16 protein-coding genes and 3 tRNA genes are annotated in these 16,070 nt (G+C 73.3%); 10 read left to right on the forward strand and 9 right to left on the reverse strand.

Going from position 1 to position 16,070, the window contains the following annotated elements; translation table 11 throughout:
* Positions 1–27: 27 nt before the first annotated feature.
* A complete protein-coding gene (locus OG974_RS15475; protein WP_371643454.1) occupies positions 28–1,047 on the reverse strand; it encodes an NADP-dependent oxidoreductase in 1,020 nt (339 codons plus the stop codon).
* A 113-nt stretch (positions 1,048–1,160) separates the two neighbouring features.
* Between OG974_RS15475 and OG974_RS15480 the strand changes: the two genes are divergently transcribed.
* Positions 1,161–1,583: a MarR family transcriptional regulator gene (locus OG974_RS15480; protein ID WP_327283286.1), complete on the forward strand. Its 423-nt coding sequence runs from the start codon at positions 1,161–1,163 to the stop codon at positions 1,581–1,583.
* A gap of 40 nt (positions 1,584–1,623) precedes the next feature.
* Here OG974_RS15480 and OG974_RS15485 read toward each other — a convergent pair whose 3' ends face one another.
* Positions 1,624–2,253, reverse strand: coding sequence for a hypothetical protein (locus OG974_RS15485; protein WP_327283287.1), 630 nt, complete (start codon positions 2,251–2,253; stop codon positions 1,624–1,626).
* A 186-nt stretch (positions 2,254–2,439) separates the two neighbouring features.
* Between OG974_RS15485 and OG974_RS15490 the strand changes: the two genes are divergently transcribed.
* On the forward strand, positions 2,440–3,021 hold the full coding sequence (locus OG974_RS15490; protein WP_327283288.1) for a hypothetical protein: 582 nt from the start codon (positions 2,440–2,442) through the stop codon (positions 3,019–3,021).
* Positions 3,022–3,048: 27 nt separating this feature from the next.
* Here the strand turns inward: OG974_RS15490 and OG974_RS15495 are convergent, their stop codons facing one another.
* Positions 3,049–3,735 carry a triacylglycerol lipase gene (locus tag OG974_RS15495; RefSeq protein ID WP_327283289.1) on the reverse strand — a complete coding sequence of 229 codons (687 nt, stop codon included), beginning with the start codon at positions 3,733–3,735 and terminating at the stop codon, positions 3,049–3,051.
* Positions 3,736–3,954: 219 nt separating this feature from the next.
* On the opposite strand from OG974_RS15495, the gene OG974_RS15500 reads away from it, so the two are divergent.
* A complete protein-coding gene (locus tag OG974_RS15500) occupies positions 3,955–4,992 on the forward strand; it encodes a rod shape-determining protein (protein WP_327283290.1) in 1,038 nt (345 codons plus the stop codon).
* Entirely contained in the window at positions 4,989–6,560 is a 1,572-nt protein-coding gene (locus tag OG974_RS15505; protein WP_327283291.1) for a GAF domain-containing protein, read from the forward strand. Before OG974_RS15500 ends, OG974_RS15505 begins: the two co-directional genes overlap by 4 nt.
* Here the strand turns inward: OG974_RS15505 and OG974_RS15510 are convergent.
* The gene (locus OG974_RS15510; protein WP_327283292.1) at positions 6,557–6,991 is read right to left on the reverse strand and encodes an Lrp/AsnC family transcriptional regulator; all 435 of its coding nucleotides are present in this window, start codon (positions 6,989–6,991) and stop codon (positions 6,557–6,559) included. The two genes, OG974_RS15505 and OG974_RS15510, sit on opposite strands and share 4 nt — an antisense overlap.
* A gap of 69 nt (positions 6,992–7,060) precedes the next feature.
* Here OG974_RS15510 and OG974_RS15515 point away from each other — a divergent pair, with 69 nt between their 5' ends.
* On the forward strand, positions 7,061–7,924 hold the full coding sequence (locus tag OG974_RS15515; protein ID WP_371643457.1) for a LysE family transporter: 864 nt from the start codon (positions 7,061–7,063) through the stop codon (positions 7,922–7,924).
* 17 nt (positions 7,925–7,941) lie between these two features.
* Positions 7,942–9,285 (forward strand): carboxyl transferase domain-containing protein, encoded by a 1,344-nt coding sequence (locus OG974_RS15520; RefSeq protein WP_327283294.1) that lies wholly within the window; start codon positions 7,942–7,944, stop codon positions 9,283–9,285.
* A 185-nt stretch (positions 9,286–9,470) separates the two neighbouring features.
* Here OG974_RS15520 and OG974_RS15525 read toward each other — a convergent pair whose 3' ends face one another.
* Positions 9,471–10,298 carry an AraC family transcriptional regulator gene (locus OG974_RS15525; RefSeq protein ID WP_327283295.1) on the reverse strand — a complete coding sequence of 276 codons (828 nt, stop codon included), beginning with the start codon at positions 10,296–10,298 and terminating at the stop codon, positions 9,471–9,473.
* A gap of 49 nt (positions 10,299–10,347) precedes the next feature.
* Between OG974_RS15525 and OG974_RS15530 the strand changes: the two genes are divergently transcribed.
* Positions 10,348–10,710: a cupin domain-containing protein gene (locus tag OG974_RS15530; RefSeq protein ID WP_327283296.1), complete on the forward strand. Its 363-nt coding sequence runs from the start codon at positions 10,348–10,350 to the stop codon at positions 10,708–10,710.
* Between the two features lie 56 nt (positions 10,711–10,766).
* Here the strand turns inward: OG974_RS15530 and OG974_RS15535 are convergent, their stop codons facing one another.
* Positions 10,767–12,029: an MFS transporter gene (locus OG974_RS15535; protein ID WP_327283297.1), complete on the reverse strand. Its 1,263-nt coding sequence runs from the start codon at positions 12,027–12,029 to the stop codon at positions 10,767–10,769.
* Between the two features lie 204 nt (positions 12,030–12,233).
* Here OG974_RS15535 and OG974_RS15540 point away from each other — a divergent pair, with 204 nt between their 5' ends.
* Positions 12,234–13,400, forward strand: a complete 1,167-nt coding sequence (locus OG974_RS15540; RefSeq protein ID WP_371643460.1) for a glutamate--cysteine ligase — start codon at positions 12,234–12,236, stop codon at positions 13,398–13,400.
* A 136-nt stretch (positions 13,401–13,536) separates the two neighbouring features.
* Here the strand turns inward: OG974_RS15540 and OG974_RS15545 are convergent.
* The 3 genes from OG974_RS15545 to OG974_RS15555 form a co-directional block, all read right to left on the reverse strand.
* Positions 13,537–13,610, reverse strand: a tRNA-Ile gene (locus OG974_RS15545).
* Positions 13,611–13,796: 186 nt separating this feature from the next.
* Positions 13,797–13,869, reverse strand: a tRNA-Asn gene (locus tag OG974_RS15550).
* 5 nt (positions 13,870–13,874) lie between these two features.
* A tRNA-Asn gene (locus OG974_RS15555) sits at positions 13,875–13,947 on the reverse strand.
* Between the two features lie 145 nt (positions 13,948–14,092).
* Between OG974_RS15555 and OG974_RS15560 the strand changes: the two genes are divergently transcribed.
* Both OG974_RS15560 and OG974_RS15565 read left to right on the forward strand, forming a co-directional pair.
* Complete coding sequence (locus OG974_RS15560) at positions 14,093–14,395, forward strand: YtxH domain-containing protein (protein ID WP_327283313.1); 303 nt, start codon at positions 14,093–14,095, stop codon at positions 14,393–14,395.
* Positions 14,396–14,468: 73 nt separating this feature from the next.
* A complete protein-coding gene (locus OG974_RS15565; RefSeq protein WP_371643462.1) occupies positions 14,469–15,923 on the forward strand; it encodes an FGGY family carbohydrate kinase in 1,455 nt (484 codons plus the stop codon).
* The last annotated feature ends 147 nt before the right edge of the window (positions 15,924–16,070 follow it).

Here is a 16,070-nt window from a genome sequence, read left to right on the forward strand (position 1 = left end):
CCACGATCACGACGGTGTGCAGTGAGCCTAACCGGTGAAGGAAACGATCATCTTTCCGGTGTTCTCACCGCGCAGCATGCCGAGGAAGGCGGCGGGCGCGTTCTCCACGCCCTCGACGACGGTCTCGTCGACCACGAGCGCACCGGAGCGCAGCCAGCCGGCGACGTCCTGGACGAACTGCGACTGGAGCCCGGCGTGGTCGCCGACCATGACGCCCTGCAGGCGCAGCCGCTTGCCGATGACCAGGGCCAGGTTGCGCGGGCCGGGGGTCGGCTCGGTGTCGTTGTACTGGGCGATCGCCCCGCACAGGGTGGCGCGGCCGTGCACGTTCAGGGAGGAGATCGCGGCCTCCAGGTGATCGCCGCCGACGTTGTCGAAGTAGACCTCGATGCCCTCGGGGGCGGCTTCCTTCAGCTGCTCGCCGACGGGGCCGTTCTTGTAGTTGAAGGCGGCGTCGAAGCCGTACTTCTCCGTGAGGAGCGTCACCTTCTCGTCCGAGCCGGCGGAGCCGATCACGCGGGAGGCGCCCTTGATCTTCGCGAACTGGCCGACGAGGCTGCCGACCGCGCCGGCTGCGCCGGAGACGAAGACGGAGTCGCCCTCCTTGAAGGAGGCCACCTCGAAGAGGCCTGCGTAGGCGGTCAGGCCCGGCATGCCCAGCACACCGAGGTAGGAGGAGAGCGGCGCGAGCGAGGCGTCGACCTTGGTGGCGTGCTTGGCGTCGAGGTCGGCGTACTCGCGCCAGCCCAGGCCGTGCAGTACGTGGTCGCCCACCTCGAAGCCTTCTGCGGCGGAGGCCACGACCTCGCCGACCGCGCCGCCGTCCATCGGCTTGTCCAGCTGGAAGGGCGGGATGTAGGACTTCACGTCGTTCATCCGGCCGCGCATGTAGGGGTCCACGGACATGTGCAGGTTGCGCACCAGGATCCGGCCCGGGGCCGGGGCCGCGACCTCGACCTCGCGCAGGGCGAAGTCCTCGGCCACGGGCCAGCCCTGCGGACGGCGGACGAGGTGCCACTCGCGGCTGACGGCGGGGATCTGAGACATGGGTGCTCCCGAATCGAGGTGTCGGCACCTGGGCGCCGAGGAATACTTCAGTAACTGAAACAACCATGCGCCTGGATATTTCATGTTGTCAAGTAAATGGGTACTCTGGATCCATGCCCAGTCGTCGCGCAGATCCCCTGACCCTTGAGGTTGTCGAGCTCATCGGCTCCGTCGTGGCCCGCTACCACGAGGAGTACGAGCACGCGGCAGCCAGCCACCAGCTCACCGGCGCCCAGGCCCGGGTGCTGAACCTGCTCTCCCTGGAGCCGATGCCGATGCGCCGGATCGCGCAGCAGCTCAAGTGCGAGCCCTCGAACATCACGGGCATCGTGGACCGGCTGGAGTCGCGCGGCCTGGTCGAGCGCAGGCCGGACCCGGCGGACCGCCGGGTGAAGCTGGCCGCACCGACGGAGGAGGGCCTGCAGACCGCGGACCGGCTGCGCGAGTCGCTGGACTTCGCTCGCGAACCGCTGGCCGGGCTGTCCGCGGCCGAGCGGGCGGTCCTGCGGGACCTGCTCAAGCGGATGCTGGGCTGAGGGCAGGTCCGGGCAGCGGAAAAGGGCTGCTCAGCAGAGCTCAGCAGAAGAAGATGAACCAGCAGCCGCCGCTGGTCGGCGTCGGGCTCGGGCTCGGCGCCGGAGACGGGGGACGCGCCGTCCCGGAAGCGCTCGGCGAGGCCTTCCCGGACTGACCGGGCTTCACGGACGGCCCCTTGCCGGGGGAACCCTTCGTCGGTCCGGGCTTGCCGGATGCGGAGGCCGACGGAGACGGATCCGGCTCCGACGAACCCTCGGCCGACGCCCCGGGCTCGGCCGACCGCGTCCCGCCCCCGGTGGCCTTCGCGGCCGCGGAGGCCTTCACCGGCTTCAGCGCCGAAGGCGCGGCGGGAGTCCCGTGCCCGCTCGGCAGCGGAGCCGGGTCCTGCGGGCCGTTCCCGTCGGTGAGCACGACCTCGGCGGCCCGGTCGGTCTTCTGGCCCTCGGTGACGATCCGGGCCAGCGCGACCGTGCCCCCGGCGGCGAGCGCCAGTCCGAGCCCGATGGTCAGCACGGTCCGGCGGCGCCGGCGGTGCGTGGCGCGGCGCCGCGCGCCCGAGCGGCCCTCGTGGGCTCCGGCCAGCACGACGATCGAGTCCGCGAACGGGTCGGCGGGCTCCGGACCGGGAGAGCCGTACGGGGCGCCGGAGCCGTAGGGGGCTGCGGGCACGCCGGAGCCCCCGGGCGCGGCGGGCGGCAGGTACTCGATCGGGGTTCCGCACCCGGCACACGCCAGGGCTCCGTTGAGGTGCCTCCGGCACGCGTGGCAGTAGTCCATGACGACCGCACGCTACGTGGTTCCGCGCAACATCCGTATCGCGGGTTCGTGGAGGTCCTGTGTGGAATCGTGGCTTCCATGACTCCGTCCGCACCTTCGGGACCCTTCGGTCCGGCCGCCTTCCAGCTGGTGCTGCTGCGCCGGATGGCGGACTTCCGGCCGGACCTCGCCGAGGCGGCGCGGCAGCACCTGGGCGCCTCGCTCGCCGATCAGCGGGAGGCGAACAAGCGCTGGCAGGCGATGGTGCGCTCGCCCCGCTCGCGCGGGGCGCTGGCCCGCTACCGCTCGGTGCTCGGCCCTCCGGAGTCGACGGCCGCCCGCACGATCGGCGACCTGGAGTGCGAGGCCCTGGTGTGGCCGGTGCCGCTCTGGCCCGACCTGCGCTTCGAGGTGCTGGCCGCCCCGGACGGGGCCGTGTGGAACGAGTGGCTGGTACGGGCCCCGGGCGCGCGGGGGCCCGTACTGGAGACGGTGCAGGACCTGCGGCCGTGGTCGGCCACGGTGGACGAGGTGGCGCGGGCCTTCGCCCCGGTGCGCCCGATGGAGGGCACGGCGCCGACCCGGTGGCGCCTCGCGTTCACCGCGCGGGGGAGGCCGTGCGTGGCGGAGTTCACGTACGGCCTGCTCCAGCGCCTCGCGGTGGACGGCGTCGAGATCTGAGGGCGCCGGGGCCCCGGAGGTCGGGATCTAGGAGGCGAGGAAGGAGCGGACGCCCGCCGAGGTGGCGTCGTCCCCCAGCAGGTCGTTGTGCTTGATGCAGCCGACGGGCGTGTTGGCCGCGCCGGCGAGCGGGACGCTGCTGTCCGGGTTGACGACCTCGTCGCAGTTCGACCAGAAGGTCGCGTACTTCACCGCGCCCGGCGTCTCGTCCCCGGAGTTCAGGTTCTTCACGACGTACGAACCGGGGGTCATGTCCCGGCACGCCTGGTCCCACAGGGCGCAGGCCCACGCGGTGGAGGTGCCGTGGTTGGGGCCGGCCAGCGAGACCCAGTGGTCGACGGTGGCGGTGCCGCCGCCGAACTTCACGTACCAGCGGCCGACGAGCGAGCCGAGGGAGTGCGCCACGACGTCGACCTTGGCGGCGCCGGTCTGCCGGCGGACCTGGTCGACGTACGCGCCGAGCTGCCCGGACAGGACCTCGTTGACGGACTGGTGCGTGTCGTATCCCCAGGAGAAGAGCTCCGAGTCCGTGTACCCGGCGGCGCGCAGGTCCTCGCGCAGACCGCCCCAGACGCCCGGGTCGGCGTTGTAGCCGTGGATGAAGACGACCGGGTTGTGCGACTGCACGGGCGCGGCGGCTCGGGCGGGGAGGGGTGCGAGCAGGGCCAGGCAGAGCGTCAGGAGCGCGAGCAGTTTCTGGCGGGGCGTCAGCATGGGGTCCCCTTACCTTGTTACGCACGAGTAGCGCGGTCAGTGCGCGCATGGTGCTGCCTGTCGGTACAGAAATCCACCCCCGTGCAGCACCTCTCGCCCCGTGCGACACACCCGGCCGGAGCAGCCCAACGGGCGCTATACCCCATTCGCCCGAGAAGATATGAAATGCAGCCGGCAGTCGCCGGTCTTCTTGCGTTAGCGCTCTCGGGAGGATCTGCCGTGACCGTCAGTCTTGAGCAGTTGCGCCGCTGCCACGTCGCCGTCGACTTGGGAGCCGCCAGGACCCGCGTCTACGTCAAGGGCGCCGGCCTGGTCGTCGACGAGCCCAGCGTCGCCGCCGTCAACACCCGTACCGGTGCACTCATCGCGGTCGGGACGTTCGCCGAGCGGATGACGGGCCGCACGCCCGACTACATCCGTGTCGTACGCCCCGTCTCCGGCGGCACCGTCGTCGACATCGAGATGGCACAGCGGATGCTGCGCCACCTCCTCGGCGAGAAGCTGCGCCGCGCCCTGCGCCGCAAGCCCCGGCTGCGCGCCGCCGCCTGCACCCCGCACGACGCCGACCCGCTCGCCCAGCGGGCCGCCGTCGAGACGATGGTCGGGCTCGGGGCCCGGCGCGTCGAACTCGTCGACACCCTGATCGCGGCGGCCGTCGGCTGCGGCCTGCCCGTGGAGCAGCCGACCGCGACGATGATCATGGTGTGCGGGGCCGCCGCCACCCAGGTCGCCGTCCTCTCCCTCGGCTCCATCGTCACCGCCCAGCGGATCCCGGTCGGCGGCGAGGCCATCGACCACGCCGTCGTCCAGCACCTGCGCCACGCACACGAGCTGATGCTGCCCAGCCAGGCCGTCCGGCCGCTCCAGCTGGCCCTGCACGGCAACGGCATCACCGACGGGGGCCCCGCCTCCACCCTCATCCACGGCCGCGACGTGGCCACCGGGCTGGCCCGCTCCGTCCACGTGGACACCGCCGCCGTCCGTGACGCCATCCACACCCCGCTGACCGCCGTCCTCGACGGCATCGGCAAGGTGCTGCGCGACTGCCCGCCCGACCTGGTCGCCGACCTGACGGACCGGGGGATCATGATGGTGGGCGGCAGCGCCCTGCTGCCGGGCCTGGACCAGATGCTGCGCGACGCCACCGGAATGCCCGTCGCCATCGCGGAGCGGCCGGACGTGTGCGCCATCCTCGGTCTCGGCATGATGCTCGAAGGGAAGATCGCCCCGATGGTCCTCAACCCGCTGGCCGAATGACGAACGCGGAGCCCGAGCCGGCCGACCCCGCGGAACGGGCGACTCTGCCCGTACTCCTGGAGGCGGTGCTCAGCGTCGGCTCCGAACTGGAGCTGCAGGCCACCCTCCAGCACATCGTGGAATCGGCGACCGAGCTGTGCACGGCCCGGTACGGGGCGCTCGGGGTCATCGACCCCGAGCGCCTGCGGCTGACCGAGCTCTACACGGCCGGGCTGAGCGAGGCGGAACGCGCCGCGATCCCCCACCTGCCCGACGGACGCACGGGCGTGATCGGCGCGCTGATCACCGATCCGCGCCCGCTGATGCTGGAGGACCTGTCGAAGGACCCGCGCTCGGCCGGGTTCCCGCCGGGCCATCCCCCCATGCACAGCTTCCTGGGCGTCCCGATCCGGGTCCACACGGAGGTGTTCGGCAACCTCTACCTCACCGAGAAGCAGGGCGGCGGGCCGTTCACCGACGAGGACCTCGCCCTGATGCGCGTCCTGGCCTCCCAGGCGGGGATAGCGATCGGCAACGCCCGGCTGTACGAGACGGCGCGCCGCCGGGAACGCTGGATCGAGGGTGCCGCCGCCGTCACCACGACCCTGCTGGCCGGCCGCCCGGCCGCGGACGCGCTGATGTGCGTGGCCGAACGGGCCCGGCTGCTCGCCGACGCGGCGGCCGGGGTGGTGCTCCAGCCGACCCCGGAGGGCGGCATGGAGATCGTGGCCGCCTCCACCCACGGGGACACCGGGGACCTGATCGGCACCGCCATCGCCCCCGGCTCGGCGGTCCTGGAACAACTCCTCGGCGGCGAACCCGTCTTCATCGAGGACTCGGCGACGGACCCGCGGATGACCACGCACGTGCGGGAACGATTCGGCCCGAGCATGATGCTCCCGCTCCAGAGCAGCGGCCAGCTGATCGGCACCCTCGCCCTGCCACGGGCCCGCGGCGGGCGCCCGTACGACGCCGTGGACCGGCTGCTGGCCTCGCAGTTCGCCTCCCAAGCCGCACTGGCCCTCGTACTGGCGGACGCACAGCACGACCGGGAGCAGCTGGCCGTCTACGAGGACCGCGACCGGATCGCGCGGGACCTGCACGATCTGGTGGTCCAGCGGCTGTTCGCGACGGAAATGATGCTGGAGAGCACGAAGAAGCGCTCGGCGGCCGCACCGTCCGGGGACACGGTCGGCGACGAACTCGGCCGGGCGGTGGACGAACTCGACTCCACCATTCAGGAGGTCCGCACCGCCATCTTCGCCCTCCAGCAGCCGCCGACCGACGCGCCGACGACGTTCCGCGGCCGGGTCCTGCGGGAGACGGGCGGGGCGGCGGTCCTGCTGGGCTTCCAACCCTCGGTCCGCTTCGCGGGCGCGGTCGACGCCCTCGTCGCGGAGCCGGCCGCGGGCGACCTCCTGTCCGCCCTGCGCAGTGCCCTGGCCGCGGCCCACCGCCGCCCGGCGGTCACGTCGATCGAGGTCGACGTGGACGCGACCCCGACCCGCGTCCGCCTGACGGTCACCGACGACGGCCGCACGGAGAAGGGAACGCACGGAACGACCCTGCGGTGGCAGGCGGCGTTCTAGGCCGGCCGGTGGGCGGCCCGCAACGCGATCCGGGTACTGGACTGCGCCACCCCGGCCTCCCGCTTGAGCCGACGCAGCAGCGCGTCGAGCGCGGCAGGATCGGCGGCCCGGGCCCGTACGAGGTAGTCGTACTCCCCCGTCACGTGCACCACCTCGGTGATCCCCGGAAGGGTGGCGACCTTCGCCTCGAACTCGTCGTTGCTGACGTCCTGGCGCAGTACGAGATCGATGAACACCACGAGCCCGCCCCGGGTGTCGGCGGCCGGATCCACGATGACGGTGAACCCCCGGATCACCCCGTCCCGCCGCATCCGGCGCACCCGATCGGCGGTCGCGTTGGCGCTGAGCCCGACGCGGACGCCGAGGTCACGGTACGAGATCCGCGCATCCTGCTGCAGGATGCCGAGGATTTCCCTGTCGAGGCGGTCCATACCGCGATTCTCGCAGCCGGGGCCGATATGCGCCGCTGCGCCCGCACCCCCGCCCCCCACCCTCCCCTCATGAACGGATTCCTCTCCCCCGCGCTGTCGGGCGCGGTCGCGGGCCTGGGCGTGGCCATGCCAATGGGTGCCATGAGCGTGCTGCTGCTCCAGGAGGCGGTGCGGCACCGCCGCACGGCGATGGCCGCGGCGGCGGGCATCGCCACCGTCGACCTCGCCTACGCGGCCCTCGCCACGACCCTGGGCCCCTGGGTGGCCTCGCACGTCTCCCCGATCGAAGCCTGGATCCGCCTCACCTCGGCGGCGATCCTCCTCTGCATCGCCGCCCACGGCCTGCGCCCCACCCTCCCAACCCCGCCGACGCTTGAGGCGCAGGGACCGGGACGAAACCCCGACCCCTCGGCCACGCCGGCGTTTGAGGCGCGGGGTCCGGGGCGGAGCCCCGGTTTCGGGAAGGGGCGGGGTGGGGAACTGCCGCCCGCAGGGCCCCACCCCACCGACGTCCCCGCACCGGAACCCCTGACCGGAGCCGAGGTCGGGCCCCGGGTCGGGGCAGGGACCGGGGTCGGGGCAGGGACCGGGGTCGGGGCAGGGACCGGGGCCCGGTCGGACGGCAGGGGCGGTGCGGCGCGGGCCTTCACCCGGTACGTCGGCCTCACCGCCGTGAACCCCACCACCGCCCTCTACTTCGCCGCCCTCACCACCGCCCAGGCCGCCACCCTCACCACCCCCACCACCGCCGCCGTCTTCCTCGGCGGCGTCGCCGCCGCCTCCCTCCTCTGGCAGCAGACCCTCGTCGCCCTCGGCGCCTTCGCGGGCCGCAAGATCTCCCCCACCGCCCGCGCCTGGACCTTCCGCCTCGGCTACGGCCTCGTCGCCGCCTACGCCCTGAAGATCGCTTTCCCCCTGCCGAGCCTGACGTGACCCCATAGGGTGAATCCGTGACGACGACCCGCCTCTCGGCCCGCGCGGCCATCGCCTCCGTGGCCGACCCCGGCAGCTTCGCCGAACTCCCCGCCCCCCGGCGCGATTCCGCCCCCGACGGCCCCCTGACCTGGGCCGGATACGACGACTCCCGCGCCCGCGCCACCACGCGGACCGGCGAGCAGGAGTCCGTCGTCACCGGGACCGCCCTCATCGGCGGCCGTCAAACCACCGTGATCTCCTTCGAGTTCGGCTTCCTGGGCGGCTCGCTCGGCGAACGCACCGGAGACCGGCTCGAAGCCGCCTACACCCACGCTCGCGAACACCGCCTCCCCCTCGTGTCCTTGATCGCCACCGGCGGCTCCCGCATGCAGGAGGGCATGCTCGCGCTGACCCAACTCCAGCGCGTGGCACGCCAGTCCGTCCTGACCCGGGCCGCCGGGCTCCCGCAGATCGCCGTGCTCCGCGATCCCACCACCGGTGGCGGCTGGGCCACGCTCGGCGCCGGGGCGGACGTGGTGCTCGCGCTCCCGGGGGCCCAGGTCGGCTTCGCCGGCTCCCGGGTGCGGCCGGCGGACGCGGACCCGGCGGCGTACACCGCCGAGGGGCAGTACGCCGCCGGCCACGTGGACGCCGTCGTCCCGGCCGCCGAACTGCCCGCGACGCTGGCCGACTGGCTCCGCGTCCTGGCCGCGCCCCGCTCCGCCGAACCGGTCGAGCCCCCGGCGGCGCTGTCGGACGTACCTCCTCCGCCGACCGGCTGGGACGCCGTACGGCAGGCCCGTCACCCGGACCGGCCGCGCGCCGGGGCGTACCTGGACGCGTACTTCGCGCTCCGCCTCCCCCTCTCGGGGGACCGGGCGGGCGCCGTCGACCCCGGGATGCTGTGCGGGTTCGGGCTGCGGGAGGGGCGGGCCGTCGCGTACGCCGCCCAGTGCGGCACCGCGACCCGCCCGGCGGGATACCGTACGGCGGCCCGCGTGATCCGCCTCGCGGACCACCTCGGGATCCCCGTGCTCACCCTGGTCGACACCCCCGGCGCGGCCAACGACGCCGCCGCGGAACACGCCGGCGCCGGCGCGGCCATCGCGGACACGTTCGCGGCGGTCGCGGCGGCCGGGGTCCCGGTGACCACCCTCCTGATCGGCGAGGGAGGCTCGGGCGGGGCGCTGGCCCTGGCCGCACCGGGGAACACCTGGGTCACCCCGGACAGCTACTTCTCGGTGATCGCCCCCGAGCTGGCGGCGGCCATCCTCAAGCGTCCCGCGTCCGAGGCCCCGTCCACGGCGGACCAGCTCCGCATCCGCCCCCAGGACCTGGTCGCCCTCGGCGTCGCCCGCGGCGTGGTCGCCCCCGCCTGACCCCCGCCCCCGCGCGCAACGGCGGCGCGCGGTCGGTTCCCGGCGCGCCCGGCGGAGGCCTGGTTCGCCGTCGCGCGGCCCTCCGGGGCCGGGCGCAGGGACGGGACCGGTCCTCCGCGGCCGCTCCGGCCGGCACGACGCACCAGGACCGGCCACTCGGGCGACAACGGACCCGCCGACCCCCTTCACACCCGCCCGGACCGGGCGAACCGCGCCGGACTGATCCCCACGTACCGCCCGAAGTGCCGGGTCAGATGCGCCTGGTCATAGAACCCGGCCGCGGTGGCCACCGCCGCCGGCCGCATCCCGGCGAGCAGCAGCTGCCGCGCCCGGGCCACCCGCCGCCCGGTCAGATAGGCGTGCGGCGGCAGCCCGTACGCCTGCCGGAAGCTGCGGATCAGGTGCGTGGGATGGAGGTGTCCCAGCTCGGCCGATGCCTGCGCGAGGGTGACCCCCTCCACCACCCGCGCATCGAGCAGCTCGCGCAGCCGTACGGCGGTGCCCGCACCGCCCGGCCCGCCGCCGGGCGTACTCTCCCGGCCCGCCAGCCGCATCCGCAGCCGCTCCCCGACGAAGGCCAGCCGCGAGTCCGCCTCGAAGCGCTCGGCCGGGGATTCCTGCGAGCCCAGTGCCAGGTGCAGCCCGTGCACACGTGCCCGCAGCGCGGGGTCGTGCAGCAGTGGGGCGTCGACGGCTGCGCCGGTCAGGTGCTCGGGGAGGACGGAGGTGTCGAGGTAGAGCACCCGTTTGCGGAAGCCGGCCTCGGTGACGGTCCGCCCGTCGTGCACGACGCCGGGCGGCAGCAGGATCACCGCGTCCGAAACCCCGACGCCGTGCCGCTCCCGGTCCAGCGCGAAGTCGACGCGGCCGCCGTCCAGGATCATCAGCGCCCAGGTGTCGTGCACGTGGGCGGGGTACGCGTGGTCGGTGAAACGGGCGTGGAAGACCTCGGCGACGCCCGGAACCGACGGCTGCCAAGCGGAGACGGTGCTGCGCGGACGGATCGCGGCCATGCCAGGAACGTACAAGACGGCCCCCGGCCCACCCGGGCAGCCTCTCCCCATGACAACGCATCCGGTGAACATCGCACAGAAGCTGTCCGCGTTCGACGAGCAGTGGGCCCCGCGCCGCATCGCGCGCATCAACGACTACGAGGTCAAGGCCGCCAAGCTCCAGGGCGAGTTCGTGTGGCACAGCCACGAGGACACCGACGAGCTGTTCCTCGTCGTCAGCGGGACCCTCACGATCCGCCTCCGTGACGGGGACGTGGTCCTCGGCCCCGGCGAGCTGTACGTCGTCCCCCGCGGGGTCGAGCACTGCCCGGCGGCGGACGAGGAGGTCTCGATCCTGCTGTTCGAGCCGGCCGGCACGGTCAACACGGGCGGTGCGGGCGGCGAACGTACCCGGGAGCCGATCGACGCCTGAGCCTTCATCACGGGTCACGCGCCACACGTCACGCCTCACGCCTCATGCCTCGCGCGTCACGCCTGCGGCGACCTCGCGTCGTAGCGGGCGAAGCCTCGCCAGCGCAGGGCCAGCAGGAGCAGCACGAGCACGCACGCGAGCCCGCCGCCCGTGATCGCCACGGCCGGGGAGGTCAGGTCGGCGGCGGTCCCGGCGAGGAAGTCCCCGAGCCGGGGCCCGCCCGCGACGACCACGATGAACACGCCCTGGAGGCGGCCGCGCATCTCGTCGGGGGTCGCGGCCTGCATCATCGTGGAGCGGAACACCATGGAGATGGTGTCGGCGCAACCGGCCGCCGCCAGGGAAAACAGTCCGAGCCACAGGTTCCGGGTGAGCCCGAAGACGGCCACGGCCAGCCCCCAGCCCGCGACGGACAGCAGGATCGCCAGGCCGTGCCGGCGGATGCGGCCCTGCCAGCCGGAGAACAGGCCTCCGAGCAGTGCCCCGACGGCGGGCGCGGCCACCAGCAGGCCGACGGTCTTGGCGTCGCCGCCGTACCAGAGCCCGGCGACGGCCGGGAACAGCGCCCTCGGGCTGGCCAGCACCATCGCGGACATGTCGGTGAAGAACGTCATTCTGATGTTCGGCCGGGTGCCGAGGAAACGCAGCCCGTCCAGTACGGAGGCCCGCCCCCGCCCGCCGTTCTCCCGGGCGGGCAGCATCGCCGGCAGCCGCCACACCGCGTAGAGCGCGGCGAAGAAGGTGACGGCGTCGATCAGGTAGGCGGCCTGGTAGCCCCACCAACCGACGACGAGTCCGCCGAGAACCGGGCCGATCATCGTCCCGGAGGTCATGGTCACCGAGTTCAGCGCGTTGGCGGCGGGCAACTGCTCGGCGGGGAGCAGCCGGGGAATCATCGCGGACCGGGCGGGTCCGTTGAGGGCGCCGCAGACCGCCTGGAGCGCGACGACCGTGTACAGCAGCCAGACCCGGTGGTAGTCGAACAGTGCGGCGCCGGCCAGCGCCGTCGACAGGGCGGTCAGGCCGAGGGAGCTGTACAGGCCGAGCTTGCGCCGGTCCACGGTGTCGGCGATGGCCCCGCCGTACAGGCCGAACACGACGAGCGGGACGAGCGAGAAGAGTCCGACGAGCCCGACGGAGAAGCTGGACCGGGTGATGTCCCAGACCTGGAGCGAGATCGCGAGGGAGGTCATCGCCTGGCCCATCCAGGAGATGGTGCTGCCGACCCAGAGCCGGCGGTAGTCCGGTGAGGTGCGCAGCGGGGTCAGGTCCGCGAATATCCGCGTCGGGCGTCGGGTGGGAGTGCTCGTACCGGTCACAGCGGATGATAACCAGCGGCCCTCCGCCCGGACCCCGGGATTTTCCCGCACCGCACCAGCCGCCCCACGCTGACCGGCGGCCTCAGACCGGGCGGCTCCTTGCCGGTAACTCGCCACTGTCGCAGGACATTTGACTGAATCGACCCGCGCTCCGCCGTGGCGTTCAGCTCATGATGAAAAGACTCGTATGTCCAGGGAGGCGTAGTGATCGAACCTGGCAACAGCACCACGAGCACCGGCAGCGCGGACAACGGCGTCCACGCGGCTCCCCTCACGGCCCCGTTGACCGTCGGTGTCGAGGAGGAGTTCCTCCTCGTCGACAACCACACCTTCCGGGTGGTTCCGGCCGCCCCGCTCGTCCTGGCCACCGCCGCGGGCCTGCCCCACGAAGTGCACCCCGAGGGCACCCGCTACCAGGTGGAGATCTCCACCCCGGTCGCAGGCTCCGCGACCGTGCTGCGCGAGGAGCTCGCCACCTTGCGGCGCACCCTCGCCCGGGCGGCCCGCGCCCACGGCTGCCGGTTGCTGGCCGCGCCCTCGCCGGTCGTGGCCGTGGAGGGGCCGCTGCACCTGACCGACGACGAGCCGCGCCAGCGCGAGCAGCACCGCCGCTTCGGCTCGCTCACCGACACCCTGGTCAGCTGCGGCCGCCACATCCACATCGGCACCTTCGACGTGGACACGGCGGTGGCGGTGTCCAATCGGGTCAGACCATGGCTGCCCACGCTGATCGCGCTGGCCGCCAACTCGCCGTTCTGGGGTGGCCGTGACACCGGTCACGCCAGCTGGCGGGCGATGGCCTGGTCGGGCTGGCCCTCCGCCGGACTGCCCCCGCACTTCACGTCCACGGCCCACTTCCGGCGCTCGGTGCAGACCCTGCTCGGCTCCGGGGCGGCACTGGACACCAAGATGGTCTATTGGGACCTGCGCCCGTCCGGGCACTGGCCGACGCTCGAAATCCGGGCACCCGACATGTCCGCGGACATCGACACGGCGATCCTCCAGGCCGAGCTGGTCCGCGCCCTGGTGGCGACGGCCCTGCGGGACATCGCGGAGCAGCGTCCCGAACCGGCGCTACGGGACGACGTACTGCGCCTCGCGCGCTGGCGGGCGGCCCACGACGGGCTGGAGGGCTTCGGTCTGGACCCGTACACGGGCGCGGAGCTCCCGGCGGCGGACCTGGCGGAGGCCCTGCTGGACCTGGTCGCCACGGAACTCGCGGCGTCGGACGAGCTCGACCACGCGGCCAAGACCCTGGGAGGCCTCCTGCGCGACGGCTCGGGCGCCCACCGCCAACGCGCGGCCTACGCCCGCCGCCAGGACCTGAACGACGTACTGCGCCACCTGGCGGACGAGACGGAGAACTTCTAGAGCGGGCGGACGCCCCGGCAGACGCACCCGGCTCCGGCCCGTTGCGGACCCGGGGCCTCTGCCCGGTTGATGGTCCGACAGCCCCAGGAAACGCCAAAGCCGCAGGTGCAATCGTTTCTGCACCTGCGGCTCGCAGTGGGGCGGGTGGGACTCGAACCCACGGCCGACGGATTATGAGTCCGCTGCTCTAACCGGCTGAGCTACCGCCCCTTCACGGCGTGGCGCGTACATGTGTGCGCGCCGTCTGCCGCAGCATAGCCGCTCATACGATCTCCTGCCTCGGATGCCCCGCATGATCGGCTTCGCCTGCTGAGGGAGACCGTTCTGAGGGCTGCCCGGTTCCCCCACCAGGGCAAAAAAGAAAGAGGACCCGCAAGAGGTCCTCTTTCTTTCACGCTCCCCCGACTGGACTCGAACCAGTAACCTGCCGGTTAACAGCCGGCTGCTCTGCCAATTGAGCTACAGGGGACTGCGCTCCCCCGACTGGACTCGAACCAGTAACCTGCCGGTTAACAGCCGGCTGCTCTGCCAATTGAGCTACAGGGGATTGCTGCGGTGCGCCGAACAGCCCACCTCCGGCCTTGCCGGGGGGCGAGCGCCCGTTGCGAGTCATAGATTAGCGCAAGCAGGGGGGTGCTCCGCCAATCGGTATCGCCAGCAGGCCGGGCACCACACGACGAAGGGTGGCAGGCATGCGCTACAAGGTCACGTTCGCGGTCGGACTGGCCCTCGGGTACGTGCTCGGAACGCGCGCCGGGCGCGAGCGTTACGAGCAGCTGAAGAAGTCCGCCCGCGAGATCGTGCAGAACCCGGCGGTGCGCAATACCGCCGAGACCGTCGGACACACGGGGCGGCGGTACGCCGGGCGGGCCTTCGTCGCAGTGAGCGACAAGGTCAGTGGCGTGGTGCCGTCCTCCCTGGCCGGGCGGGTGCGGGGACTGCGTGACCGGGCCGGCGGCGGCTCCGAGGACGACTGGGGCACCAGCAACACCTGAGCCGGCGGGTTCCCCCGGGATCCGGCGCCTCCGGGCGCCGGATCCCGGTCCGGCGTGCGGCAGAATTCTCCGCATGGGGATAGTCGCCGGGCTGGACAGCTCTTCCGCCTTCACTCGCATAGTCGTCTGCGACGCCGAAACCGGTGCCGTCCTGCGCCAGGGCTACGCGCCCCATCCGCAGCCCGCGGGCGATCCCGAGGGTGTCCACCCCCATGAGACCGACCCGCAGGCCTGGCTGCTCTCCCTCGGCGAGGCCGCCGGCGGCGGGCTCCTCGAAGGCGTCCAGGCCATAGGCGTTTCCGCCCAGCAGCACGGACTGCTGCCGCTGGACCAGCAGGGCGCCCTGGTGCGTCCGGCCCTGATCGGCAACGACAAGCGCGGCCAGGTCGCCGCCGCCGACCTCATCGAGGCGCTGGGCGGCAGGCAGGCCTGGGCCGAGGCCGTCGGGTCCGTCCCGCAGTCCGCCCAGCCGGTGGCGAAGCTGGCCTGGCTGGCCCGCGCCGAGCCGGAGGCGGCCCGCCGGGTGGCGGTGCTGATGTCCGCGCACGACTGGCTGGTCTGGCAGCTGCTGGGCCGTCCGGCCCGGCGGACCACCGACCGGGGCGGCGCCTCGGGGACCGGCTACTGGTCGGCGGCCACCGGTTCGTACCGCCCCGACCTGGTCGAGCTGGCGCTCGGGCACATGGCGCTGCTGCCCGAGGTGCTCCCGCCGGCCGAGGCCGCCGGGATGACGCCGGAGGGGCTGTTGATCTCCGCCGGCACCGGGGAGACCATGGCCGCAGCTCTCGGGCTCGGCCTCGGACCCGGTGACGCGGTGGTCTCGCTGGGCGCCTCCGGCTCGGTGATGGCCGTGCACCACGAGGCGCTGTCGGAGCCGGGCGGACTGATCACCTCGCTGGCCGACGCCAGTGGCATGCACCTGCCGGTAGTGAACGTCTCCAATGCCGTACGGGCGCTGCGGGGCACCGCCGAGCTGCTGGGCACCGACCTTCGAGGTCTGTCCGAACTCGCGCTGAAGTCGACGCCGGGTGCGCACGGGCTCGTGCTCCTGCCGTACCTGGAGGGCGAGCGGACCCCGAACCTGCCGCACAGCGCCGGGACCCTGGCCGGCCTGAGGCGGGACTCGATGAAGCCCGAGCACCTGGCGCGCGCCGCGTTCGAGGGCATGCTGTGCGGGCTGGCCGACGCGCTCGACGTGCTGCGTTCGCGCGGGGTCGAGATCCGCCGGGTGTTCCTGCTGGGTGCGGCGGCCGAGCTGCCCGCCGTACAGGCCGCCGCTCCCGGGCTGTTCGGCACGCAGATCGTCGTGCCGGCGCCGGCCGACTACGCCGCGCTGGGCGCGGCGCGCCAAGCCGCGTGGGCGCTGGGGGTGCAGCAGGGCACGCTGGCCCCGCACACCCCGCCGGTGTGGCCGGGGCCGGCGGCGCAGGTCTTCGAGCCGGGCGAGGAGTACCCGGCGTGGCAGGGGGTGCGCCAGCAGTACATCGCGACGCGCGAGCAGATCCACCCGGGGGCGTTCCAGGGCTGAGCCGCCGAGCACCCCGGTGCCCGCTCGGGCGCGGGGCCTACTGCCACGGGAGTAGGCCCGGCGGCCGGTCTCCTCCTTTTGGCCGGCCTTTGCGAAAACGGGTGGGGATCGGCCGCGCGGTGGCCGAAGATGGAGTGAACCCCCTCG

Source organism: Streptomyces sp. NBC_00597 (assembly GCF_041431095.1).
GTDB lineage: Bacteria > Actinomycetota > Actinomycetes > Streptomycetales > Streptomycetaceae > Streptomyces.